Source organism: Psychrobacter raelei (assembly GCF_022631235.3).
Lineage (GTDB): Bacteria > Pseudomonadota > Gammaproteobacteria > Pseudomonadales > Moraxellaceae > Psychrobacter > Psychrobacter raelei.
Map to the genome: position 1 here is coordinate 1740846 of NZ_CP093310.2, position 22297 is coordinate 1763142.

Annotated in this window: 21 protein-coding genes; 6 read left to right on the forward strand and 15 right to left on the reverse strand. The window is 44.8% G+C overall.

The genetic code is table 11. The features are described 5' to 3' along the window. Positions 1 to 539: 539 nt before the first annotated feature. Positions 540 to 1088, forward strand: coding sequence for a hypothetical protein (locus tag MN210_RS07400; protein WP_227675229.1), 549 nt, complete (start codon positions 540 to 542; stop codon positions 1086 to 1088). A 74-nt stretch (positions 1089 to 1162) separates the two neighbouring features. Here the strand turns inward: MN210_RS07400 and zapE are convergent, their stop codons facing one another. Both zapE and MN210_RS07410 read right to left on the reverse strand, forming a co-directional pair. Further along, entirely contained in the window at positions 1163 to 2281 is a 1119-nt protein-coding gene (gene zapE, locus MN210_RS07405) for a cell division protein ZapE (protein ID WP_338411961.1), read from the reverse strand. 56 nt (positions 2282 to 2337) lie between these two features. Continuing rightward, a complete protein-coding gene (locus MN210_RS07410; RefSeq protein ID WP_338411962.1) occupies positions 2338 to 3003 on the reverse strand; it encodes an alpha/beta hydrolase in 666 nt (221 codons plus the stop codon). Positions 3004 to 3465: 462 nt separating this feature from the next. Between MN210_RS07410 and MN210_RS07415 the strand changes: the two genes are divergently transcribed. Beyond that, entirely contained in the window at positions 3466 to 3849 is a 384-nt protein-coding gene (locus MN210_RS07415; RefSeq protein ID WP_110816645.1) for a hypothetical protein, read from the forward strand. A 61-nt stretch (positions 3850 to 3910) separates the two neighbouring features. Here MN210_RS07415 and MN210_RS07420 read toward each other — a convergent pair whose 3' ends face one another. The 11 genes from MN210_RS07420 to MN210_RS07470 all read right to left on the reverse strand — a co-directional run bounded on the left by MN210_RS07420 (position 3911) and on the right by MN210_RS07470 (position 15598). After that, a complete protein-coding gene (locus MN210_RS07420) occupies positions 3911 to 4948 on the reverse strand; it encodes an ABC transporter permease (protein ID WP_338411963.1) in 1038 nt (345 codons plus the stop codon). Position 4949: 1 nt separating this feature from the next. Continuing rightward, a complete protein-coding gene (locus tag MN210_RS07425; protein WP_110816647.1) occupies positions 4950 to 6017 on the reverse strand; it encodes a microcin C ABC transporter permease YejB in 1068 nt (355 codons plus the stop codon). A gap of 69 nt (positions 6018 to 6086) precedes the next feature. Continuing rightward, the gene (gloB, locus tag MN210_RS07430) at positions 6087 to 6866 is read right to left on the reverse strand and encodes a hydroxyacylglutathione hydrolase (protein ID WP_201543528.1); all 780 of its coding nucleotides are present in this window, start codon (positions 6864 to 6866) and stop codon (positions 6087 to 6089) included. A 69-nt stretch (positions 6867 to 6935) separates the two neighbouring features. After that, positions 6936 to 8795: an extracellular solute-binding protein gene (locus tag MN210_RS07435; RefSeq protein ID WP_193564709.1), complete on the reverse strand. Its 1860-nt coding sequence runs from the start codon at positions 8793 to 8795 to the stop codon at positions 6936 to 6938. Between the two features lie 36 nt (positions 8796 to 8831). Next, positions 8832 to 9977, reverse strand: a complete 1146-nt coding sequence (gene serC / locus MN210_RS07440) for a 3-phosphoserine/phosphohydroxythreonine transaminase (protein WP_338411964.1) — start codon at positions 9975 to 9977, stop codon at positions 8832 to 8834. Positions 9978 to 10090: 113 nt separating this feature from the next. Beyond that, the gene (locus MN210_RS07445; protein ID WP_241878068.1) at positions 10091 to 11017 is read right to left on the reverse strand and encodes a hypothetical protein; all 927 of its coding nucleotides are present in this window, start codon (positions 11015 to 11017) and stop codon (positions 10091 to 10093) included. Between the two features lie 265 nt (positions 11018 to 11282). Next, positions 11283 to 12182: a MetQ/NlpA family ABC transporter substrate-binding protein gene (locus tag MN210_RS07450; protein WP_110816650.1), complete on the reverse strand. Its 900-nt coding sequence runs from the start codon at positions 12180 to 12182 to the stop codon at positions 11283 to 11285. 243 nt (positions 12183 to 12425) lie between these two features. Further along, positions 12426 to 13109: a methionine ABC transporter permease gene (locus tag MN210_RS07455; RefSeq protein WP_011960657.1), complete on the reverse strand. Its 684-nt coding sequence runs from the start codon at positions 13107 to 13109 to the stop codon at positions 12426 to 12428. 3 nt (positions 13110 to 13112) lie between these two features. Further along, the gene (locus MN210_RS07460) at positions 13113 to 13868 is read right to left on the reverse strand and encodes a methionine ABC transporter ATP-binding protein (protein WP_110816651.1); all 756 of its coding nucleotides are present in this window, start codon (positions 13866 to 13868) and stop codon (positions 13113 to 13115) included. 250 nt (positions 13869 to 14118) lie between these two features. Next, positions 14119 to 14310: a DUF2905 domain-containing protein gene (locus tag MN210_RS07465; RefSeq protein ID WP_338411965.1), complete on the reverse strand. Its 192-nt coding sequence runs from the start codon at positions 14308 to 14310 to the stop codon at positions 14119 to 14121. 181 nt (positions 14311 to 14491) lie between these two features. Then, entirely contained in the window at positions 14492 to 15598 is a 1107-nt protein-coding gene (locus MN210_RS07470) for an RNA-guided endonuclease InsQ/TnpB family protein (protein WP_338411966.1), read from the reverse strand. 321 nt (positions 15599 to 15919) lie between these two features. Here MN210_RS07470 and purD point away from each other — a divergent pair, with 321 nt between their 5' ends. Continuing rightward, on the forward strand, positions 15920 to 17197 hold the full coding sequence (purD, locus tag MN210_RS07475) for a phosphoribosylamine--glycine ligase (protein WP_011960660.1): 1278 nt from the start codon (positions 15920 to 15922) through the stop codon (positions 17195 to 17197). 295 nt (positions 17198 to 17492) lie between these two features. Further along, positions 17493 to 18953, forward strand: coding sequence for an ABC1 kinase family protein (locus MN210_RS07480; RefSeq protein WP_338411967.1), 1461 nt, complete (start codon positions 17493 to 17495; stop codon positions 18951 to 18953). Positions 18954 to 19054: 101 nt separating this feature from the next. Here the strand turns inward: MN210_RS07480 and MN210_RS07485 are convergent, their stop codons facing one another. Beyond that, entirely contained in the window at positions 19055 to 19840 is a 786-nt protein-coding gene (locus MN210_RS07485; protein WP_241878069.1) for a tRNA (guanine-N(7)-)-methyltransferase, read from the reverse strand. A 162-nt stretch (positions 19841 to 20002) separates the two neighbouring features. Here MN210_RS07485 and MN210_RS07490 point away from each other — a divergent pair, with 162 nt between their 5' ends. Next, entirely contained in the window at positions 20003 to 20209 is a 207-nt protein-coding gene (locus tag MN210_RS07490; protein WP_011960663.1) for a DNA gyrase inhibitor YacG, read from the forward strand. Positions 20210 to 20327: 118 nt separating this feature from the next. Then, positions 20328 to 21524, forward strand: coding sequence for an aspartate aminotransferase family protein (locus tag MN210_RS07495; RefSeq protein WP_241878070.1), 1197 nt, complete (start codon positions 20328 to 20330; stop codon positions 21522 to 21524). 97 nt (positions 21525 to 21621) lie between these two features. Here the strand turns inward: MN210_RS07495 and ruvA are convergent, their stop codons facing one another. Next, positions 21622 to 22254, reverse strand: coding sequence for a Holliday junction branch migration protein RuvA (gene ruvA, locus MN210_RS07500; protein WP_011960665.1), 633 nt, complete (start codon positions 22252 to 22254; stop codon positions 21622 to 21624). Positions 22255 to 22297 lie beyond the last annotated feature (43 nt).

Below are 22297 nucleotides of genomic sequence, written 5' to 3' on the forward strand. Positions count from 1 at the left end.
ACTACACTTCGTTAAATAATAGCAATTATCGTGTTCTTATGAGTAAACACTTGTAGCAACCCTAAGTATAACGCTATTGATGGCTGTTACCTATCCCTTATAAGAAATGGCTTTGGCAATAGTATTTAGATACTAAATGTTCACAATACGAAAATTAATACAATTGCAGTACAATTAAATTATATATGTAAATAAAATAAGTAAAAATACTTTATTCGTTAACATTTCTCGCTTTAATACAATGATTGTAATAAAATTATAGCAAGGGTACTTGAGACCCGTATCTATCCCTTGCTGAAAAGCAAAATAGTCAATGTCGTGAGCATATAAAAAAGTGACCTAAGAATAAGTTGGTGCCACTATCACGCCAGCTAGCACGTTATGGATAACCTACAGCGTCATTTTTACAGCGTAGAGGTTATTTATAAGCTGATTGGATTAGTTGATTTTTAGTCTGTAGCCTTGGTCCTAGCAGACCAGCTTCAAGTACAGACGCTTGTTAGTTAAACAATTTAGCAAGTATCATAAAGGAGTTCATCTTGACCCCAGTTAATTCAAGAACAGTTTCATTCTTTGCCCGCCCTGCCGCTTTTCATCCGCTAGATTATTCATCATATTATGTATCTTATAAGCGCTTTATAAAGTTTATGCTATCAAGCAGCTTGTGTTTTTTGGTGATGACTCCTGCTCAAGCAAGCCCTAGAGATCCCTTAAAAATGAGCCTGACTGCAAGCAAGGTTGTGGTGGATAAACAAGGTAAAGCCCATTATATTCCGGTAAATACAGCCAAAGTTGGCACTGTCATTCAATACAAAGCCACCTTTAGCAATACGCTACACACAGCGATCCAAAACACCACAGTCACCCTGCCTATCCCCACCAATACCGAGTTTACCGGAGAGGTATATCCACCCAGCGCTCAGGCCTCAGTTGATTATTACAACTATCGAGATTTACCCCTAATGCGCATGGTTGATGGTCAATTGGTAGAGGTTCCTAAGTCAGAATATAAGTCTTTGCGCTGGGATATCAAATACATTCCGCCACGCAAAGCGGTCAATGTGGCCTTTAATACCATCGTGCATTAAAGCGCCTTCAACGATGCAAAAAAGGCAGATAGCCGCTATGGGTTATCTGCCTTTTTTGTGGCTAGATTTTACAGTTAGGCTTCTTGTAGCGCTGCAGGATCAACATCTAGGCGATGCTCAAGCTTTAAGTAATCCTCAGATTGCATCTCAAGCAAGCGTGAGCGTGTTCTTTCAATTTCAAAAGCCAGCTTCTCACCTTGATATAACTCTAAGATACTTTGTTCAGCTCGAATCAATAACTTAACACGGCGATCATAAAACTCATCTACCAAGTAGATAAAACGGCGGGTTGGATCACGCAGCACGTCGTTTAAGGCGGGCACGTCATCGACCAAGACTGTGGTAAAGTGATTGGCAATTTCAATAAAATCATTGGCCGATCTAGGCTCCATACACAGCTGTCTAAAGTCGCAATACAAGACGGTTTTGGTACGGGCATTGATTTTAATCTGACGACCATTAATCTCAATAGGCTCTTTAGATATTTTTTGATTGTTGGCCAAAGAGGTAAAGCGGTTAGCCAGCCAGTGACTGTTTTCTTTGGTCAATGGGTACTTATAAAGCTCAGCTTGCTGTAATAAGCGCAAACGATAATCAATGCCTGAGTCGATATTCATTACTGTGGTGTGTTTTTCAAGCTCAGCAATGGCCGGCATAAAGCGGTCACGGTGCAGACCATCTTTATAAAGGCCCGTTGGCTCAATATTTGAGGTTGCCACCAGCGTGATACCGCGCTTAAATAGCATGGTGAATAAGTCGCCAAGTATCATAGCATCTGATACGTTTGACACAAAAAACTCATCAAAACAAATCAGTACCGCTTCACTATGGATAATATCAGCCACTTTTTCAAGGGGATCACTGTGGCCTTGTAGCTTATTAAGCTCTTTGTGTACTCGTAGCATGAAGTGATGAAAATGCATGCGCATTTTACGCTCAATGGGTACGGACTCGAAGAACATATCCATCATCCAAGTCTTACCTCGGCCAACCCCACCCCACATATACAAGCCTTTGGGCGGCACAGGCTGTGATTTAAAAAAGCCAAACAGCCCCTTTTTTTCTTGTGAATTTTCTAATAAATGATGATAAACCCCATCAAGATAGGTCATGGCCTCTTGCTGAATAGGGTCGTGGTTAAACTCATCCGTGGCAATGGCTGCCTCATACCTTTGTAAGGGGGTTTTATTCATAGTGTCATAACCAGTTGTGTTAAAGGGTTGTCAATTAGGCGACGTGTTATCGTCAGTTATAGCGCGTGCTGCTCTAGTAGAGATCTAATTTCAGTCAGTCGACCATGGAAGAAGTGACCTGCCCCTTCTACCACATAGCTGGCAATTTGCTTATCATCGGCGAACTGCTGCATCAGATGTGGCTTGATGACGTTATCAGCCTCTCCGTAAATCTCGAGGGTCTTTTGAGTCGGCAACAGCACATCAGAGGCGTCGTTATTCTCTACAGAGGGCGCCATTAATACCACTTTCACCAGCTCCATATCGCTTAGGCCCCAAATATGCGGGGTGACCATCAGCTGCTCAGCGACGCGGGCGGTAATATAGCCCCCAAAAGAAAAACCACCAAGCCATAGCTTGCGCGCAGGGGTTTGTAGGCTAATCCACTGTAGTACTGCCATGGCATCTTCAATCTCACCTTTGGCATAATCGTGCTCACCAGTGGACTTACCGGCACCGCGAAAATTAAAACGAACCACATGCATACCAGCATCGCGAGCAAAGTTGAACATAGTGGTCACCACCTTATTGGTCATGGTACCACCGAATAAAGGGTTGGGATGACATAATAACGCCACACCCTTAGTGTTAGCATCTTCTGGGTTCTCATGTTGCCACAGTGCTTCTACTTCAAGCACACCAACTGGGCCATCAATCAATAATTTTTGTGATTTTGTCTTCATAATTTTATCTTGTCATTATCAAAGTGTGATATTTTTTCATAATATTAGTGTAGATCCTTGCCGTAGCCAATATAGCGCTTTAGCATAAATGTCGCTTCAGCCACGCTACAACCTACTAAAATCAAAGCCTCTATATTAGCAAAAATTGGCTTCAAAGTGGGTAAGGCTGTGTTAATGTCCTGCTTATTTAAGGCTTATGGGCCGCTTGTGAGCCTATTAGTTATCATCTATAGCCCAAGTTTTACGCCCACTTGCAATACTCAGGCAACAAGCTCTACATATTTGATGCATAGCTATGTAATTAGGCAAGTGTGATGTCTTATACTATCGTCAGGGCTCTGCTCATTCAAAAAATGGTGCGGCTTTAATTCATTGAAAATGGCTGATAGATTAAAAATTAATCAATATCCCCTATTCACTTTCTAGCATTTATAGTTTTTTCGCTAAATATTTGAGGTTTTTATGACAACATTGGCTTGGAAGAAAATAACCAAATTAACCACTTTAGGTGTACTCGCCTCAGCTGCCATAGGCCTTAGTGCCTGTCAGTCCACCCCGACAGCACCGGTCATTCAACGCGCTGACTCAACCTTTGAGACGACAGGTGTGGGCAGCACTAAAGTACAAGCGCAGGAAAATGCCTTAGCCAGCGCCAAAAAAACCTGTGGCATGCGCCAAGCCATCATCGTAAAAGATGAATTAAAGTACAACGGTGTTTTTGATGAAAAAACAGGCCGCATGATTGACCAAGTCGGCTCAATTGCCGGTGTGGTGCTCGGAACAGGCAAACCCAACTTATCACGCAGTGATGATTTTGAGTATAACATTAGCTTCCGTTGTCAGTAGCGTAGATCGGTGTCACTCAAACTGGCGGGCTGACGGCTACATAGCTAACATCAGCTCGCCATTAACGTCTGGGGTCAAAGGCATCTCGCAATGCTTCACCAATAAAGATCAATAAAGACAGCACCACAGTCAGGCTAAAAAACGCCGACAATGCCAGCCAAGGCGCATCTAAGTTATTTTTACCTTGGTTCATCAGCTCCCCCAATGACGGTGAGCCTGGCGGTAGACCATAACCTAAGAAATCCAGTGAGGTTAAGGCCACGATATTAGCAGTCAAAATAAAGGGCAACTGCGATAAGCTTGAAGCCAGTGCATTGGGCAGGATATGGCGCCGCATAATTTGCCAATCTGATACCCCTAAATTATGCGCTGCACGCACATAATCAAAATTACGCGCCCGCAAAAACTCTGCCCGTACCAGTCCCACCAAGCTCATCCAGCCAAACAATAGCATAAGCCCAAACAGTACCCAGACACTGGGGCTAAATAAGCTTACCAAAATAATAATCATAAACAGCTGCGGCAAGCCTGCCCATACTTCCATAAAGCGCTGACCTATCAAATCTGGCCAGCCTCCAAAATAGCCTTGGATGGCGCCCACCACGATACCGATCACAGATCCGGCCAAGGTTAATGCTAACCCAAATAATAACGAAATGCGCATGCCGTACAAGATACGCGCCAATACATCTCGGCCGGTGTCATCAGTGCCAAGCCAATTACTGGTATTGGGCGGTGCCGGATACGGCATGGCAATCTCCACGCTTGGCGTCTGATCGGCAAATTCAATAGGCGGCATAATCATAAAACCGTTTTGCTCAATCATGTGCTTAACCGCAGGATCTTTATAATCTGCCTCGGTTTCAAATACTCCGCCAAAAGTAGTTTCAGGATAAGCTTTAACAATAGGCACATACAACTCGCCGCCGTATTTGACCAGCAAAGGTTTATCATTGGCCACGACATTTGCCCCCATACACACAGCAAACAGTATGCAAAACAGGGCCAGCGCCAAGACGCCGAGTCTATTTTTTTTGAAGCGGTTAAGGCGTGCTTGCCAAATAGGGTTTAGCCGGTTTTTTGAAGCAGTATGTGCCATTTTAACGTCCCTCAAAGTCAATGCGAGGGTCAATCAGATGGTAGCTGATATCACTGATGAGCTGTAACACCAATCCCACTAAAGTGAAGATAAACAAGGTACCAAAGATTACCGGATAATCACGCTGCACAATGGCTTCAAAGCCAAGCAAGCCCAGACCATCAAGTTTAAAGATAATCTCTATTAGGAAGTTGCCGGTAAAAAAAATACCAACAATCGCAGCCGGAATACCGGCAATGATAATAAGCATGGCATTACGAAACACGTGCCCGTAGAGCACTTGATGGCCGGTTAAACCTTTGGCCCTTGCGGTTAATACATACTGCTTGGAGAGCTCTTCCATAAAGCTAAACTTGGTCAAGTAGGTTAAGCCGGCAAATCCACCGACTGTGCTGGCCGCTAAAGGTAATGCCAAATGCCAAAAATAGTCTTTGATTTTGCCAAGGGCACTTAATTGATCGAAATTCTCTGATACCAAGCCTTGCAGAGGAAATAGTTGCCAATAGCTACCGCCTGCAAATAACACCAGTAGAATAACCCCGAATACAAATACCGGAATAGCATGCCCCACTGCCAGCATAAGGGCGGTCAGCTTATCGAGCCCTGACCCATTGTGCATGGCTTTATAGATACCCAAAGGAATGGCGATAAGATAAATGAGCAAGGTACTCCACAGCCCTAAAGATATCGACACTGGCAGCTTTTCAATGATCAGCTCTGTGACCGGCTTACCTTTAAAAAACGACTCACCAAAGTCAAGCTGGGCATAGCTTTTTAGCATCAGCCAAAAGCGCTCAGTCGCTGGTTTATCAAAGCCATATTGAGCTTTTATTGCCTCAACCATCTCCTGCGACAGCCCTCGAGAGCCGCGGTAGCTGTTGTCCGACATAACTGCGCCGCCCATAGCCGCCCCTGGCGCTTCAGCGTGGATTTTTGACTGTTCAATTTGAGCAATTTGCTGCTCAACCGGTCCCCCTGGCGCCGCTTGAACCAACACAAAGTTGGTCAACAAAATCAAAAACAAAGTGGGGATAATAAGCAATATACGTTTTAATATATAACGACCCATAATGCCAATCCTTAGTTTTTGCGGGGGCAAGTTGACCAAATATGACAGTCAATGAACTGAATAAGCGACTTAGAACTCATCCTTAAGTGCTCTTAGCGCAGCAAATACCGTAAGCGGCTTGGTATCTGCCAAAGTGACCTGATTTTGTACACCATCAATGACCGATAGCTCTTGGGTACGCAAAAACACATTGACCTGCTTTTCATGCGCTAATGTGACAGGTAGTGATGACTGACCTAGGGCCGTCATGCTCTCAACTTCAGTCAAACACTGCTGCATAGCCGCGTTATCAGGTTCGATGCTTAGGCCAAATTTTAAGTTGGCAGCCGTGTATTCGTGCGCCGGATAAAACAAAGTGTTATCAGGCAGCTTGTTAAAGCGCTTAAAGCTGTCATGCAGCTGCTCAATAGTACCGGTGAAGACTCGGCCACAGCCGGCGCTAAACAAAGTATCACCACAAAATACTTGCTTATGACCCTCTTTATCCAGCACATACGCCAAATGCGACTGCGTATGGCCTGGTACTGCCCACACTTGTGCGGTATAACCCCATGCGCTGACCGAGCTGCCCTCTTTGACGACTTGATCCGGCTTAACCCCATGCTCAGCGCTTGCCACCACATGCGTCATTGGATATAGCTCACGCAATTCAGCGACCCCGCCCACGTGGTCATGATGATGATGCGTGATCCAAATTGCAGTCAGCTCAAGGCCATACTGCTCTAAATAATCCGCTACCGGCTGAGCTTGACCGGGATCAATCACAATGGCTTGTTTATTCGTGTCGTTTACCAGTGCCCATATGTAATTATCGGTAAAGGCTGGAATTGGCGTGATAATTAAGCTCATGTGGCTTCCTATTGGTCTATTATTAAATGGATTTTATCAGCGTTTTTTTAGCGTTATAAAGACGTGGCATCAGCGTTTTAAGTACTTAGCAATGGTCGCATCGGCGGATTTATCAACCCACCAATAATCAACCCCCACCGCATTGTCAGGCAACTGTTTATGGTGACGATATTTATCCCAGTACACGACACGGGTTTGGGTCGAGCCATACATAGGCACCATATAATAGCCTGCCCGAAGCACCCTATCTAGCACCTTAGTGTAGAGCACAATCTGCTCTCTATTATCGGCTAGGATTATTTTAGAGATAAGATCATCAATGGCCTCATTTTTTATACCACTATAGTTCTGATTGCCCTGTTCATCAGCTGCCTCACTGCCCCACATATAACTTTGTTCTGCCCCCGGAGACAAGCTTTGTGGGTAGCCGGCGATAATCATATCGTAATCAAAACGGCGCAGACGCTCAAGATACTGTGGCGCATCCACTTGACGGATTGAGGCATCAATACCCAGCTTTTTTAAATTGCGCACATAAGGCAACAATACTCGGCTAATCTTATCATCAGCAATGAGTATCTCAAGCTTGGCTGGCTGCCCATCCGGCTGATAAAGTTTCATATCTTGATAATAAAAACCTGCCTGTAGCAGCTTTTGGCGCGCACTTAATAAGGCTTGGCGGTTATAGCCTTTGCCATCTGACTTAGGCAACTGCCACTCTTTGAGTACCTCGTTCCGCTGAATGGGCTCAAGTTTTGCTAATAAAGGCGTCAGCACTGCTTTTTCTTGCTCAGTCGGTACGCCAGTGGCCGCAAGTTCTGAGCCATAAAAGTAGCTGTCTAGACGCTCATACTGATTATAAAATAAAGTGTTATTCATCAGCTCAAAGTCAAAGGCGTCCGTAAGCGCCTGCCGCACCCTAATGTCTTGAAATAGTTTATGACGCAGGTTCATCACTAAAGCCTGCATCATCACTGGATTTTTACTGGCGATAGATTCTTTTTTGATCATGCCTGCTTTGACGGCGGGGAAGGTATAGGCTGTGGCCCATTTTCTGGCTGAGCTTTCTTGACGGAAATGATATTGACCCACTTTAAAGCCCTCAAGCGCCACTTCATCACTGCCGTAATACACGTACTTGATAAACTCAAAGTTATAGCGGCCTTTATTGGCCATCACTTGCTGTCCCCAATAATTGGGGTCTCGCTGATAAGTGACACTGCGTCCTTGCTCTACCTTAGCAAGCTTATAAGGCCCACTACCCATTAATGGCGTTAAGCTTAACTGCTCAAAATGCTTATCAACAGCAGCCTTTTGAAAGATAGGAAACTGACCAACTGTCAATAAAATCTCTTTATTATCGGCAGACTTAAAATAAAACTTTACTCGATGTGTATCGAGCGCTTCCACTTTATCTACCCCAGATAAATAACTGCGCACCTGCATTAAGCCCTTAGTTAATAGGGCATCGAAGGTGGCTTGCACATCTTTTGAGGTCACGGGCGTACCATCCCAGAATCGAGCTTTGGGATTGATGTGATAAATTACCCAGCTGGTGTCATAAGGATCGTAAGTAATTTTGTCCGCCAGCTGCGGATACATGACAAACGCCTCATTTAAGGAGCCGGTGAGTAAAGTATCATACATATAATCGGTACCGGCCATAGCGATGCCAGTGGTCATCCAAGGGTTGGCACTATTAAAAGTGCCTATTGCAGCTTGTGATAGCGTCCCTCCCTTAGGTGCACTTGGATTGGCATAGGGCATGGCCGGGGCTTTGCTATAACGTGCCTCGCTATTGTGCCCTATGGCGGTGACGGTGATGGGCTTAGCCTCTAAAGCATGAGGTAGACCCAAGCTGAGCGCGGCAGTTAATACCGCCACAACTTGCCATGATTTACGCTTTGGATGCTCAGAGAACTGTGTCATCACCCTCTCCGCATAAGGTTGGTGCAAGCTGCTAATCTAAGCGTGCTTGTTGGCAAAAGCCACCATAAAGTCACACAGCGCTTGTACTGACTCAAGGCTCACTGCATTATAGATGCTGGCACGCATACCGCCCACATCACGGTGACCTTTTAAATTTAACAGCCCAGCTTGCTCCGCTTCGGCCAAAAATTTGGCATCTAAGCTGCTGTCTTTTAGGGTAAAAGGCACATTCATAATTGAGCGATACTTAGGCTCTACTGGATTGTGATAAAAGTGGCTGTCATCAATGGTTTTATATAACAGCTGCGCTTTTTGGCGGTTGATTTTTGCAATGGCCTCTAAGCCGCCATGCGCCTCTAACCACTCAAATACCAATCCGGCCAAATACCAAGAATACGTCGCTGGCGTGTTGAGCATAGAGTCTTTATCCGCTTGGCTGGCGTAATCTAACAAAGCGGGACACCAAGCGCTGGCTTTGCCAATTAAGTCGTCACGGATGATGACAATAACCAGACCGGCAGGACCGATGTTTTTTTGAGCACCGGCATAAATCATACCAAATTTAGAAACATCAATAGGTTCAGACAAGATGCAAGAAGACATATCGGCAATAATAGGCGCCTCTACCTCTGGCGTCTCAAAAATTTGTACGCCATGGATGGTCTCATTAGCACAGTAATGAAAATACTGAGCGCCTTCAGTTAACTGCCAATCACTACGATCTGGCACAGTGGCAAAGTTTGAATCTTTGCTAGAGGCCACTTCATTGATCTCGCCCAGACCAAGCTCTGCATAACGCTTGGCCTCTTTAATGGCTTTACCAGACCAAGCGCCTGTGGTGAGATAATCAGCGTTGCCTGGCTTATCGCCATCAGACAATAAGTTTAGCGGAATGGCGGAAAACTGCAGCGTTGCCCCACCCTGCAAAAACAGCACTTTGTAATTGTCAGGAATATTCATCAAGCGGCGCAAGCTCTGCTCAGCAGCTTCTGCCACCTTAATATAGTCGCCACTTCTGTGACTCATCTCCATAATAGACACACCTTTGCCCTGCCAATCTAGCATCTCAGCTTGGGCTTTTTGCAGCACTTCGGTCGGCAATGAAGCAGGACCGGCACAAAAGTTATGTAAACGATGTAAAGTATGGGCTGCATCTACTTGGGCAGAGGTTGTCTGGTTCATAATATTCCTACTAAAAACAAAGATGTGAGGGGTGATAAAACGCTTATAAGACTAAGCTTGTAAGTATAATACAATTATCAGTGCTAAAAACACAGTTAACTGGCCGATTATATTTAAGAGGCGTCATCTCTTTGGTTAAGCAATTGCCACAGCTGTCTTTTTTTATCACTATCAGCCAGCATTTGTGACAATGAGGGCACGTCAACTGAGCAAGGATGGGTAATGGCGTCAGGCATGCGTGTCAGACACCCAACTTTAGCATGATTGTTTTTGGCCAAGCAAAATACAAAGCCTGCCACACTAGCATTGGCCGACTCCTTATCACTGATACCCGTACAAATTGGGAACTTTAGCCCTTGCGAAGTTAACGATAATGCGATCAGCAAGCTTTGCCACAGCTGACGTACCGACTCATTTTCAAAAGCAGCAGTGTCAACGAGCAGTACCCAATCTCGATAATAAGCCCCCATAATCTCAAAAGGCGCTACCTGTTGCAGAGCATCTGTCAAAGCCGCTTTGGCTACCGTTGGCGGCGCTTGATGTACGTCAAGCTTCTCCTTGAGTGCTTGAATAGGATCCTTTAGCGAGCGACCTTTTATCAAAGAATGTTTCGGCGATGTCCTCTCTACAGAGGCATCATTATCAGATACAGGCGCCGTAGCGGTTGCGTCGCTCTGATCGGCAGTATCTAAGCTATCTTTTGGTTGTAAGGACTGGGGCTGAGAACGGCTATAGCTTTGAGCGTCGCTTTGTTGCTGAGCGCTATTTTTTGATGCTTCACTGCGTTGCTGCTGATCCGCAGCCTGTTGCTGAGTAGTGCCTAGCAATGGCTGTTCATCTAGCGCATGACTCAGCGCCTCATAGTCGACACTTAGTGTAGCACGGTCACGCTGCACCCAAATATCTAGGCCCATAAGACCCAGAATCTGCCTTTGCTGTGCCATTATTGGCGACACCGGTGCAGGCGCTCTTATCCCAGCCATAGCATTTAAAGCAGGATGAGAGGATGTTTGAGAGGAAGCGGTTGGCGCAAAAGTCATAGCATTTCAAAATCTTGAGGTAATCGCTAAAAAAAAGGGTACTTATTTATGATTTAGCAGTTTAACAAAAATCGGGGGACATCTCGATGTTATTTTAGCCGCTTAATAAACCGCTCACTTAAAATCTTAGAGGGCAAAGCCAAATCAACAGACAAACAAAAACCCGATACCCAATCACATATACGCTTTTGCGTCATACAATTGGATATCAGGTTATTTATAGCACTTATTATAGCATTTAGTTTAAATAAACTAAGCCAAACAATTACTTAGCAGCAGTGTCTGCTTCCGCTCCCTGCTCTTCACCCCAGATTTTTGGATATTTGTAGCCTGGGAAAGATTTATGTGCATAAGCTTTGAAGCTGTCTGAGTTATAAGCGTCGGTTACATCTTGCACCCATTTTGCGTCTTTATCTGCTGTCTTAACGGCTGACCAGTTGATATAAGCAAAGCTTTTTTCTTGATATAAGGCCTCAGTTAATTTGATGCCCGAATCGGTTGCATAGTTGCCGTTAATCACAGCAAAATCAACTTCATCACGTGCACGTGGCAACTGAGCGGCTTCAAGCTCAATGATATCAATATTCATTGGGTTGGTGGCGATATCAGATTTTGAAGCAGTTAGTGGATCTACATTGTCTTTTAGTGTAATCCAGCCCAAATCATTCATCATTACCAACGCACGAGCGAAGTTACTCGGATCGTTTGGCGCAGAAACCTTCATGCCATCATAGGCTTGGTCAAGTGAGGTTTTTTTACCGCTGTAGATCCCTAAAGGTGCGGTAGGTACTTGGAATACTTCAGTTAAATCCAAGTTATTTTCAGCTTTAAAGGTATCTAAGTAAGGCTTATGCTGGAAGATGTTGATATCTAAGTCGCCTTCAGCCAAAGCCAAGTTAGGACGCACATAGTCAGTAAAAGTCGTCAGCTTAACGGTATAACCTTTGGCTTCTAATTCACCTTTTACTTGATCACGAACCATATCAGCGAAGTCACCTTCGGTGGTACCGATAACGATGGTCTTTTTGTCTTCAGCAGCAGGTGCCTCTCCAGCTTTTGCTGTTTCTTCATTGGCGTTGTTGCTACAGCCCACCAATACCAGTCCTGAAATACCAGCGACGGTAGCGGCGGCCACAATTTTTTTGCGAATATCAACTAATGTCATTGAGCGTCCCTTATTAACATTGAAAAATTACTATTTAAAATAAAATAGGCGAAAAATCAGCTTAGTAAAATATGTTACTACAGTTTGCATAAATGTTACTGCAGGTTATAGCGCCATTGTACCTGATTAATTGGTTTTGCTTCATGAAAGTTTTGTCAGTACTTATGAGATAAATTCATTAAGCAAACTTTTTTTATTCAACTGGTACGCCATTCAGTAATCCGCATTTTATTGCTACTTTGATTAGCGCTTATCAAGCTTAGCGGCCAACCAGTTACCGATACCTTGAATACCTACCACCATAAGTGACAGGACAATCACGATAAAGATCATAACCTCAGTTTGATAGCGGTAATAACCATAGCGAATCGCCAAGTCACCTAGACCGCCACCACCAATCATACCAGCAGCGGCTGAATAGGACAGTAAACTGATACATAAAATGGTCACAGATAATACCAAGCCTGAGCGGGCCTCAGTCAATAATACCTTGATGATGGTCATGGGACTGGCGCCCATTGAGTCCGTCGCCTCTACAATACCACGGGGTACTTCACGCAAGTTTTGCTCTACCAAACGGGCAAAATAAAACGAGCCTGCCAGCGCCAATACCAGCGAGGCGGCCACAGGACCGATACTGGTACCAATTAATGACTTAGTAAACGGACTCATCGCAATCATTAAGATCACGAAAGGAAAGGCGCGCATAAAGTTGGTAATACCGCCCAGTAGTGCATAGAGGCTTTTATTTTGCAGCAGCTGTTTATCACTGGTTAAGAATAAAAACACCCCAAACAGACCACCGATAATAATAGCCGCTGTGGTAGAGATACCCATCATGACTAAGGTATCTATCGCAGCTTGCCCAATCTCGCTACGTAACTCCCATAGTCGGGCGGTGGCATCATTGAACGTCATTGCTAGCATTGTCTAGTCCTCCTGAACCAATCCGCGGCCCACTTCAGTGTTGGCGATAATTTGACCATCGATAATATCCGCCACTTCCAATAAGTGGCCCTCATGCAACAAAGCGGCTCGATTACATATACGGCGAATCACGCTCATCTCATGGGTCACAATCACAATGGTCACCCCAAGCTTCTCATTAACCTCTTGTAAAGTGGCCAATAATGCACGGGTGGTGGAAGGATCTAACGCACTGGTTGGCTCATCTGCCAATAATACTTTAGGGTTTGGGGCAATAGCACGGGCAATACCCACACGCTGCTTTTGACCACCGGACAGCTGGGCAGGATAGTGATTGGCTCTATCGGTTAGATTGACAATCTCAAGACACTCCATCACCCGCTGATAGATATTATTTTTGGCGTAGCCGGATACTTTAAGATTAAAAGCGACGTTTTCAAAAACAGTTCGGTTAGACATCAGATTAAACTGCTGAAAAATCATACCCACATTATGACGGGCTACTCGCAGCTGCTTTGGATTCATATCCGTCAGTACATCACCATCGATAGTTACCGTGCCACCATCAGGCCGCTCTAGCAAGTTCATTAAGCGTAATAAGGTGGATTTACCTGCCCCGGAATACCCCATTAACCCAAATATCTCTCCCTGCTTTACAGTTAAAGATATGGGCTCGACAGCAGTAAACCACTGAGTTTGGCCATCTTTTTGTGTCTGGAATTTTTTATACACTTGATTTAGAACAATCATATCGCTCATGGCAGTCATCTTGAATTACGAGTTTACAGCTAAAGAAGTCACACTGGAGTTGATTGAAATATACAGTATGAGACGCACTGTTATGAAAATTACAAAGCGCAGTAATATAGCATATTGAGCTATTTATGGCATCCAATTATGCAAAATAAACTCATGCAGTAGCGGAATATGGTAATTCTATATCGCCTACTTTTATTGAATAAGCACCTTGTCAAATGATATCCGTTGCTTAAAATCTCTAGTTTGCAAATTAGCGCCGAAAAATAGACAGTAATAAGCTGAGCACAACACTCACCACAATCATGGTCACAATTGGAAAGTAAATACGGGTATTGCCCGACTCATAGCGAATATCGCCAGGTAACTTGCCAAACCAAGATAAGGCATTCGGAAATAAGGTCAATACGATACCAATGATGACTATTATTAACCCTATCGTCATAAATACTTTGCCCATCTCACCATACCTCATGTTGATGATAAATAATAATATGTTAGATACTGTGTTAAATACTGCTGACATGACTTTATCATGATAATTACTAAATTATTGAGTCTCTTAGGTCTCAATACTCTGAGTATCTGAGTAAATGCCGTATGATTGATTTGACTTCCTCCCCTCGCTAAAGTGAGGGGATTCCTACAACTAGACGGTCAAGCCCGACCGCAAGGATGTTCTTAGCAGCATTGATATCTCTATCATGCCATGTGCCACACTCAGCACACCTCCATCCTCTTATTCCAAGACCTGCTCTACCTTTTGGACTACTATCACTTATTTTAAGGCAGCACGAGCAGGTCTGGGTAGTGTAACTCTCATTCACTATCTCAAGCTGACAACCTGCATACTTGCATTTATAGTCCAGTTGTCTTTTGAGTTCAAACCATCCTGCATCGTATGTCGATTTAGCTAGGTTGGTCATCGAATTGGTGAATGAGCGTGATTTAACATCACCAACCACAATTAAAGCATTATTTTGAACTAGCTTGGTGGTGAATTTATGAGTTAAGTCTAATCTTGTGTTTTTGATCTTGGCATGGATTGCTTTGACTCGCTGTTTGTTTTTCGCTCTTTGAGCTATTGCAAGCTTTTTAGCCCACTTTTGCGTTTGTTTGGTTGTCAGCTTGTCACCGTTTGAGGTGGTAGCAGACTGCTTTAAGCCTAAGTCAATACCAACGCTGCCTTTGCCACTTGCTTGTCTAGGAAAATCTTTGACGGTGATACAGGCATACCAACGATTACGACTGTCTTGCACTATCTCAAGCGTGTTGATTTGATATAGGCTTAGATTATAGCTATCAAATATATCAATGATGAGCTTTTGACCTTTAGATAACGATAATTGAATGGTTGATTTCAGTGCTTTTTTACCTGTTTGTCTTGTATGTAGATACTTTATGGCAGACTTTTTAAAAGGTATCCAACCAAGCGATTTGCGTTTGGCATCGGGTCTGTTGGTACGCCAATTAAGTTTGGCTTTTTTAAACTGCTTACGAGATTTGGCATGAGTTTCGTTGATGGCTTGCAAAGTTTGCGAGTGTAAGCCTAAATACTCACCACTGCCTTTGGTATACTCACTTAAATCATAGGCCGAAAAGTACTTACCTGTGCGTCTTAAATGCTCAAAGCTTAACGCATTAACATAGTTCCACGCATAGTTAACACTCCCAGCTAGTTTGTTTAGCTGGTTTGCATGTTTGTCTTTGATGCGTAGCTTGAGGGTTTTCATAGGGTTAGTATGGCGAGGTTAATTTTAACTTGCAATACTTTAAGTACTAATCACGACAGTGTGTGTCGCCTTATATCCACCCCCTGAAGTGGGTGGTTTTACGGCGACCGGTGATAAAAAACCACCGACTCACTGCCAAAAAGACCCAGGTTTTAGCCCTTATTGGTAATTAAGCGCAACAAACCTGCCCCAACCTGTTAGATTTTGATAAAATGACTGCGCTTGTTGCAGCCTTAGCCTTCAACAACCTCCCATAACACACTGATTGATCAGCATCCATAATGATCAACATACACAATATAAAGCAAACAAGGGTTTTTTATGAATATTTTAATTATTGGTTCTGGTGGTCGTGAGCATGCACTGGCCTGGCAATGTGCAAAAGATGCCGATGTCACCACAGTCTATGTGGCCAATGGCAATGCTGGTACAGCCCTTGAATCAAAATGTGAAAATATTGACCTTGACACCACAGACCATCAAGCGGTGATTTCTTTTTGTGGTCAACATAGCATTGAGCTTATTATTGTCGGCCCAGAAGCGCCTTTGGTCGCCGGCCTAGTAGATGACTGCCGTAACGCAGGCATTGCCACTTGGGGACCTACTCAATACTGTGCCCAGCTTGAGGGCTCAAAAACTTTTGCCAAAGAGTTTATGCAAGCGCATAACATCCCTACGGCCAAATATGCGGCGTTTACAGACATTGAAGCCGCCAAAGCTTATGTTATCGACAATGGCGCACCTATCGTGGTCAAAGCCGATGGTCTTGCCGCCGGTAAAGGGGTAATTGTCGCTGAAACCATTGAACAAGCTCATGACGCCATTGAAGACATGCTGGGTGATAACAAGTTTGGTGATGCTGGTAGCCGCGTGGTTATCGAGCAGTTCTTGCAAGGCGAAGAAGCCAGCTTTATTTGTATGATTGATGGCGAAAATATCCTACCTATGGCCACCAGTCAAGACCACAAACGTGTGGGTGAAGGTGATACGGGCCCGAACACCGGCGGTATGGGTGCGTACTCACCTGCTCCTGTGGTCACAGATGAGGTGCATCAAAAGGTCATAAGCCAAGTGATCGAGCCTGTGGTGCACGCTATGAAAGCTGCCGGTCACCCTTACACTGGGTTTTTGTACGCTGGTCTTATGATTGATGACAACAATGACCCTTACGTGATTGAATTTAACTGCCGCTTTGGTGACCCAGAAACTCAGCCCATCTTAATGCGCCTAAAAAGCTCATTAGTCAAACTGGTTCAACAAGGCGTTGAGGGTAAGCTACCTGCGACTGCTGAATGGGACAGCCGCGCTGCTTTAGGCATTGTACTGGCCTCAAAAGGTTATCCTGAATCCTCATCAAAAGATGATGTGATTACGGGTCTGCCTGCTTTGAACGAAGATAACAGCGTTAAAGTCTTCCACGCCGGCACCAAGCAAAACGGCGAACATGTGGTGACCAATGGAGGGCGTGTACTATGTGTGACGGCGCTAGGCGATACTATTAGCGAGGCGCAACAAGCCGCTTTAGCGACCATAGCGACTATCGAATTTGAAGGGGCGCATTATCGCCGCGATATCGGATATAGAGCCATTAACCGCTAATCAATCTTAGATAAAAAGTAGTCACAAATAGGCTAACGCTGTGACTCAGATAACACTTAGGGCCACTGACTTTGGGATTGTAATTGTAACCAAAACTGAAAGGTCAGTGCGCCAATAAGTTAACAATGTTACTCTATGTCAAAGAGACCGTGGATTGTATTTGGTGCTTAAAACACCCATGATAATAAATACTGCCCATTCATGGTCTTACTAGAACCTTCCATCCTAATTACTTATATTGCCCTCTCATTGGCACATGCCACGAGATGGCTTTAGTTTCCAATATGGTTAAAACATGGCAAATTCATCATCCTCGATACCACCACAGCCTGAGTTACAAGCCACTACCCAAAATGAGCTAAGTGAGCTTAAAACCTCTCGCTTAGACCGTCGTCTATCTATGGCCAAAACCTCGTTAAATCTAGGCAGACGCTGGGCGGGTAATAGCTTTAGTGGGCTGTTTTTAAGTAAAGAAGAAAAAGCCTCGCGCAACCAAGCCTTTATGAAAGAGCAAGCCGCTTATCTGGCAGATGAGCTTGGCAAGCTTAAAGGCTCTGTGGTGAAAATTGGCCAAATGCTTGCCTTATATGGAGAGCATTTTTTGCATCCTGAGATTACCGAAGCCCTACATCGTCTCAATGACAGTACAGCAAGCTTGTCTTGGCCGGTGGTGGAGCGTGCATTAATCGAGCAGCTGGGTCAGCAGCGTCTTAATGAGCTCGACATTAGCCGCATCCCTATTGGTACCGCCTCATTGGCACAAGTACACCGTGCCACTATCAAGGCCACTGGCAAACAGGTGGTGCTCAAAGTCCAGTACCCAGGTGTGGCCGATGCCATTGATTCAGACTTAAGCTTATTTAAGCATTTGCTAAAAGTTACCAATGCTGTGCCACAGACTAAAGCATTAGATGAGTGGTTTAATGAAATCAGTGACCTACTAAAAGTTGAGGTGGACTATCTGGCTGAAGCCCAGACCACCATCCGCTTCTACACACGCTTAAAGCAAGATGAGCGCTATGTGGTGCCAGAGGTGATTGAGGCCTATTCTACTGCCCGCGTATTGTGCTTAAGTTTTGAGGAGGGGGTGCCGGTCACCAATGCTAATTTAAAAGCTCTGCCGCAAGCCCGCCGTGACGCGCTAGGCAAAGCTGCCATTGACATTATGCTCAATGAAATCTTTGTTTGGGGCGAGATGCAAACCGACCCAAACTTTGGCAATTATCTGATTCGCTCAGAGCCTGCTGATAAGCCTGATGGCAAAGACAAACTGATTTTATTAGACTTCGGCGCCATGCGTCAGTTCGATGAGCATCTGCTTAAGATTGCCCGTAACTTAATGCTGGCAGGCTTTAATTATGATAAATCGCAAATGATGCAGGCCATGCAGGGCTATGAGTTCTTCGATGGTATGAGTGCTGAGGTTAAAGCCAATATGGCTGATGTATTCTTATTGGCCACCGAGCCTTTTAGAGCGCCTAACCTGCAGCAGACGACCATTCCCTCGCTCGTTGATGCCCAAGGCTATTATCATTGGGCCAAAAGCAACTTACATAAGCGGTTAATGGAAAGCTCAGGCAATGCCATGCAGTCTCGTGAATTTAGCTTACCTCCTAAAGAGTTTATGTTTATTAGTCGCAAATTTATCGGTGCTTACACCTTTTTAACGGTATTAGATGCACGCACCAATACTTATGATACCTTGAGTAAGTTTGTGCCAATTAACATGATTGCCAGTGGTACCCCTAACGCTTAGTCGTCTTATATGAGTTTAAATCGCTCATTCAAAAAGCGGCCAGATCACAAGATTTGGCCGCTTTTTTGTCAGTTTTTATCCGCTTTATCAAAAGCAAGCTATCATTTAAGCCACTCACTGTTCCAATTATCAAAGCGGGTCACATAGGCTTTAGGTTTTGTCATTTGTAGCTCCCAGCAAGTCTCACCACGAGCCAAATACTTAATTTCAAAGTGAGTGCGTCTACTGTCCACAGGCACCAGCGTGCGCTCAGTAGGCAGCTGCCAAGTTTGTAGCGACTGCTGGTAAGCGTTATCAATATACTCGGGTATATTACTCGCTAAGATGATCTGACCTTGAGGCACCAATCTAGACAACAAAAACTCAAAAAATGGCATGTTCAACCACTGCTGATTCGGGTTTTTAGGCTCTGGATTGGGATAAAGAAGATAAATAACCGATACACTCTGGGCGGGTAGCGCAGACACACAATACGGAATGGCATCGGCATGCACCGGCAGTAAGTTATCAAGCAGTGCCACCTCTTTACTCACTGAGCTTGCCAGCGTCTTAAAGGCACTAAATTTATTTTGAGTGCGCTCAATGGCAATGAGATCATGATCACCGTGCTGCTTGGCATATAAGCAGGCATGCATCCCCTTACCTGCCCCAATCTCCACCACCAAAGGTCGCGCTAATAGTGCTTGGTACTCTTTTTCATTGAGGTTATGGCATGCATTTAAGCGCTGTGTGACAAAGATAGGCACCTCAAAGTCTCTAGGTGCCTTAAGCTTTTCGGGCTTAAACTGGCGCGCTTTATGGTGACTAACAGTTGGCTCACTTTGCAGTGCAAGGTGATCGGGTGCTGGGCTTGGTATAACCGAATCGGATAAATTAGAGCTTGGCATAATTTTGGTAAACACTTAAGTGAATAATAAAAATAAGGACATTTAAGTCGGCTTAATATAAGGCCTTGGCATCTCGTGCTATAATTTCCTGATCAAGCAGTTGAAACCCACTGGCTATTATAACACTGTACCACCTGCCTTTATTAGGATAAGACGTTACTTATGAGTAAGCCTGCCCCAACCGCTCAAGCGGTCTCTCGCCCAAAAAGCTACCCTTGCCCTCAGTGTCAGAAGTTGACCGTTTGGCAAGACAACCCTTATAAGCCCTTTTGTAGCGACCGCTGCAAGCTCATTGATCTGGGCGCTTGGGCCAATGAGGATTATAAATTACCCGCACAAGATTCGCCCTTCTCTCAAGATTTAGAATAAATTTTGTATTATCATGGTTAAGTCAGCTCAAGACTTGCTGCACCATTATGTATAGCCCCTTACTTTCACTCAGTTCATTGCCTCAGGCTTTGCCTTAGGTTTATTTTAAGGATTTATTATGTCAGTGTCTGCCGCCCACTCTTATATCATGCCCACTTATAGCCCTCAGCCCATCAGCTTTAGCCGAGGAGAAGGCAGCTGGCTATATACCGCTGACAACACCCCTTATTTAGATGCGTTAACCGGTATTGCTGTTTGTGGCCTAGGTCACTGCCACCCTCAAGTAACCGAAGCCATCCAGCAGCAAGCCGCCACTTTGGTGCATACCAGCAATTTATTCCAGATTGAGTGGCAAGAAAAAGCCGCCGAAGCCTTATGTACCGCAGCAGGCATGGACAGCGTGTTCTTCGCCAACAGTGGTGCTGAGGCCAATGAAGCTGCCCTAAAGATGGCACGTCTGTATGGCCATAACAAAGGCTATCCTCACCCAAAAGTCATTGTCATGGAGCGCTCATTCCATGGCCGTACTTTACTTAGCGTTTCGGCCACAGCCAATCCAAAAGCCCGTGAAGGTTTCTTTACCTTAGATGATGACTTTATCCGGGTACCTTTTGGAGACATTGAGGCCATCAAAAAGGCCGCTACAGAGCATCAACAAATCACCGCAGTATTACTCGAGCCCATCCAAGGTGAGGGCGGCCTTAATACTGCCAAAGATGGCTTTAGCTACCTAGAACAAGTACAGGCGGTGTGTGATCAAAACGACTGGCTGTTTATGCTAGATGAAGTACAGACTGGTAATGGCCGTACTGGACAATACTTTGCGCATCAGCACAGCAGTGCCAAACCTGATGTATTAACTACGGCCAAAGGTCTGGGCAATGGCTTTCCTATTGGCGCCTGTATGGTACGTGGCCGAGCGCGTGATTTGTTCCAAGTTGGCAGTCATGGCTCAACCTATGGCGGCACGCCTTTAGGCAGCCGTGTGGTACATACTGTTTATACGCTATTAAGCCAAACTGACATCATGCAAAACGCAGCTATCGAAGGCGATTATATTCAAAATAATTTGACCGATGAGCTCAAGTCATTGGGCGTCAGTACCCGCGGTTATGGGATGATGATAGGTGTGGTACTGCCTGAAGCGACCGACTGCAGCACCTTGGTCGATGAGGCACGCCGTACTGAGCAGCTGATTATCAATGTTACTGGCAGCCACGTTGTGCGCTTACTTCCGCCTTTAAATTTAGCCCGTAGTGAAAGTGACCAGCTTATTGAACGATTATCACGCTTGATTAAAAACAAGCTGGCTTAACTGTCACATGAATGCTTAGGCTATTTTGAACACATGAGTTTTGGTAATAAAAAATGGCGCTGTGCTTTTTATAGCACAGCGCCATTTTTGTCACTGCTTAAAAATTAGATAGCTGTTTAAGGGTAAGCTTTAACAAGCTTTGGGTATCAACAAGCTGCTGGCCGGCATCCGTCTCACGTGCCGCTTTAATCGCTTGTTGAGCCTCTTTATCACGGTAACCCAGGCTTATAAGTGCTGACTCTACCTCAGCGAGTATCACCCCTTCACTATTGGCCGCGATGCCAATCTGCTGCTCCACTTCAGTTAACAAACTCATGTCGCTTTGGATATGATCGAACTTGCCTTTTAATTCAATCAGCAAGCGCTGCGCCGTTTTTTTACCGATGCCAGGCACTCGGGTTAACGCTGCATCATTTTCGGTATCTATACAGTGCTTAAGCTCAGTGGCCGAAAAAGTCGACATCATGGCCAGCGCCATCTTCGCACCTACCCCATTAACGCGAATGAGCTGACGAAACACATCGCGCTCAGTAGGATGCAAAAATCCATACAGCAACTGTGCATCTTCTCGCACATGCAAATGGGTCCATAACGATGCCATGGCCTCCAGTTGCAATTGACAAAAATCAGGTAAAGGCAGCTCGACCTCATAGCCCACCCCTGAAGCGGTCATTAAGCAAGCCACAGGAGCAGATAAATGACACACACGTCCTTCAATTAGTCCAATCATAGCACTCTATATTATTATAAAATTTAAGATAACCACCATTATA

What these genes read in the sequence shown, in the direction of transcription:
- MN210_RS07420 (WP_338411963.1), bottom strand. Translation starts at nt 4,948, where the DNA reads ATGGCACATACTGCTTCAAAAAACCGGCTAAACCCTATTTGGCAAGCA.
- MN210_RS07445 (WP_241878068.1), bottom strand. Translation starts at nt 11,017, where the DNA reads ATGACTTTTGCGCCAACCGCTTCCTCTCAAACATCCTCTCATCCTGCT.
- MN210_RS07410 (WP_338411962.1), bottom strand. Translation starts at nt 3,003, where the DNA reads ATGAAGACAAAATCACAAAAATTATTGATTGATGGCCCAGTTGGTGTG.
- ruvA (WP_011960665.1), bottom strand. Translation starts at nt 22,254, where the DNA reads ATGATTGGACTAATTGAAGGACGTGTGTGTCATTTATCTGCTCCTGTG.
- MN210_RS07490 (WP_011960663.1), top strand. Translation starts at nt 20,003, where the DNA reads ATGAGTAAGCCTGCCCCAACCGCTCAAGCGGTCTCTCGCCCAAAAAGC.
- MN210_RS07450 (WP_110816650.1), bottom strand. Translation starts at nt 12,182, where the DNA reads ATGACATTAGTTGATATTCGCAAAAAAATTGTGGCCGCCGCTACCGTC.
- MN210_RS07455 (WP_011960657.1), bottom strand. Translation starts at nt 13,109, where the DNA reads ATGCTAGCAATGACGTTCAATGATGCCACCGCCCGACTATGGGAGTTA.
- MN210_RS07425 (WP_110816647.1), bottom strand. Translation starts at nt 6,017, where the DNA reads ATGGGTCGTTATATATTAAAACGTATATTGCTTATTATCCCCACTTTG.
- gloB (WP_201543528.1), bottom strand. Translation starts at nt 6,866, where the DNA reads ATGAGCTTAATTATCACGCCAATTCCAGCCTTTACCGATAATTACATA.
- MN210_RS07435 (WP_193564709.1), bottom strand. Translation starts at nt 8,795, where the DNA reads ATGACACAGTTCTCTGAGCATCCAAAGCGTAAATCATGGCAAGTTGTG.
- purD (WP_011960660.1), top strand. Translation starts at nt 15,920, where the DNA reads ATGAATATTTTAATTATTGGTTCTGGTGGTCGTGAGCATGCACTGGCC.
- MN210_RS07465 (WP_338411965.1), bottom strand. Translation starts at nt 14,310, where the DNA reads ATGACGATAGGGTTAATAATAGTCATCATTGGTATCGTATTGACCTTA.
- zapE (WP_338411961.1), bottom strand. Translation starts at nt 2,281, where the DNA reads ATGAATAAAACCCCCTTACAAAGGTATGAGGCAGCCATTGCCACGGAT.
- MN210_RS07470 (WP_338411966.1), bottom strand. Translation starts at nt 15,598, where the DNA reads ATGAAAACCCTCAAGCTACGCATCAAAGACAAACATGCAAACCAGCTA.
- MN210_RS07415 (WP_110816645.1), top strand. Translation starts at nt 3,466, where the DNA reads ATGACAACATTGGCTTGGAAGAAAATAACCAAATTAACCACTTTAGGT.
- MN210_RS07480 (WP_338411967.1), top strand. Translation starts at nt 17,493, where the DNA reads ATGGCAAATTCATCATCCTCGATACCACCACAGCCTGAGTTACAAGCC.
- MN210_RS07485 (WP_241878069.1), bottom strand. Translation starts at nt 19,840, where the DNA reads ATGCCAAGCTCTAATTTATCCGATTCGGTTATACCAAGCCCAGCACCC.
- MN210_RS07495 (WP_241878070.1), top strand. Translation starts at nt 20,328, where the DNA reads ATGTCAGTGTCTGCCGCCCACTCTTATATCATGCCCACTTATAGCCCT.
- MN210_RS07460 (WP_110816651.1), bottom strand. Translation starts at nt 13,868, where the DNA reads ATGAGCGATATGATTGTTCTAAATCAAGTGTATAAAAAATTCCAGACA.
- serC (WP_338411964.1), bottom strand. Translation starts at nt 9,977, where the DNA reads ATGAACCAGACAACCTCTGCCCAAGTAGATGCAGCCCATACTTTACAT.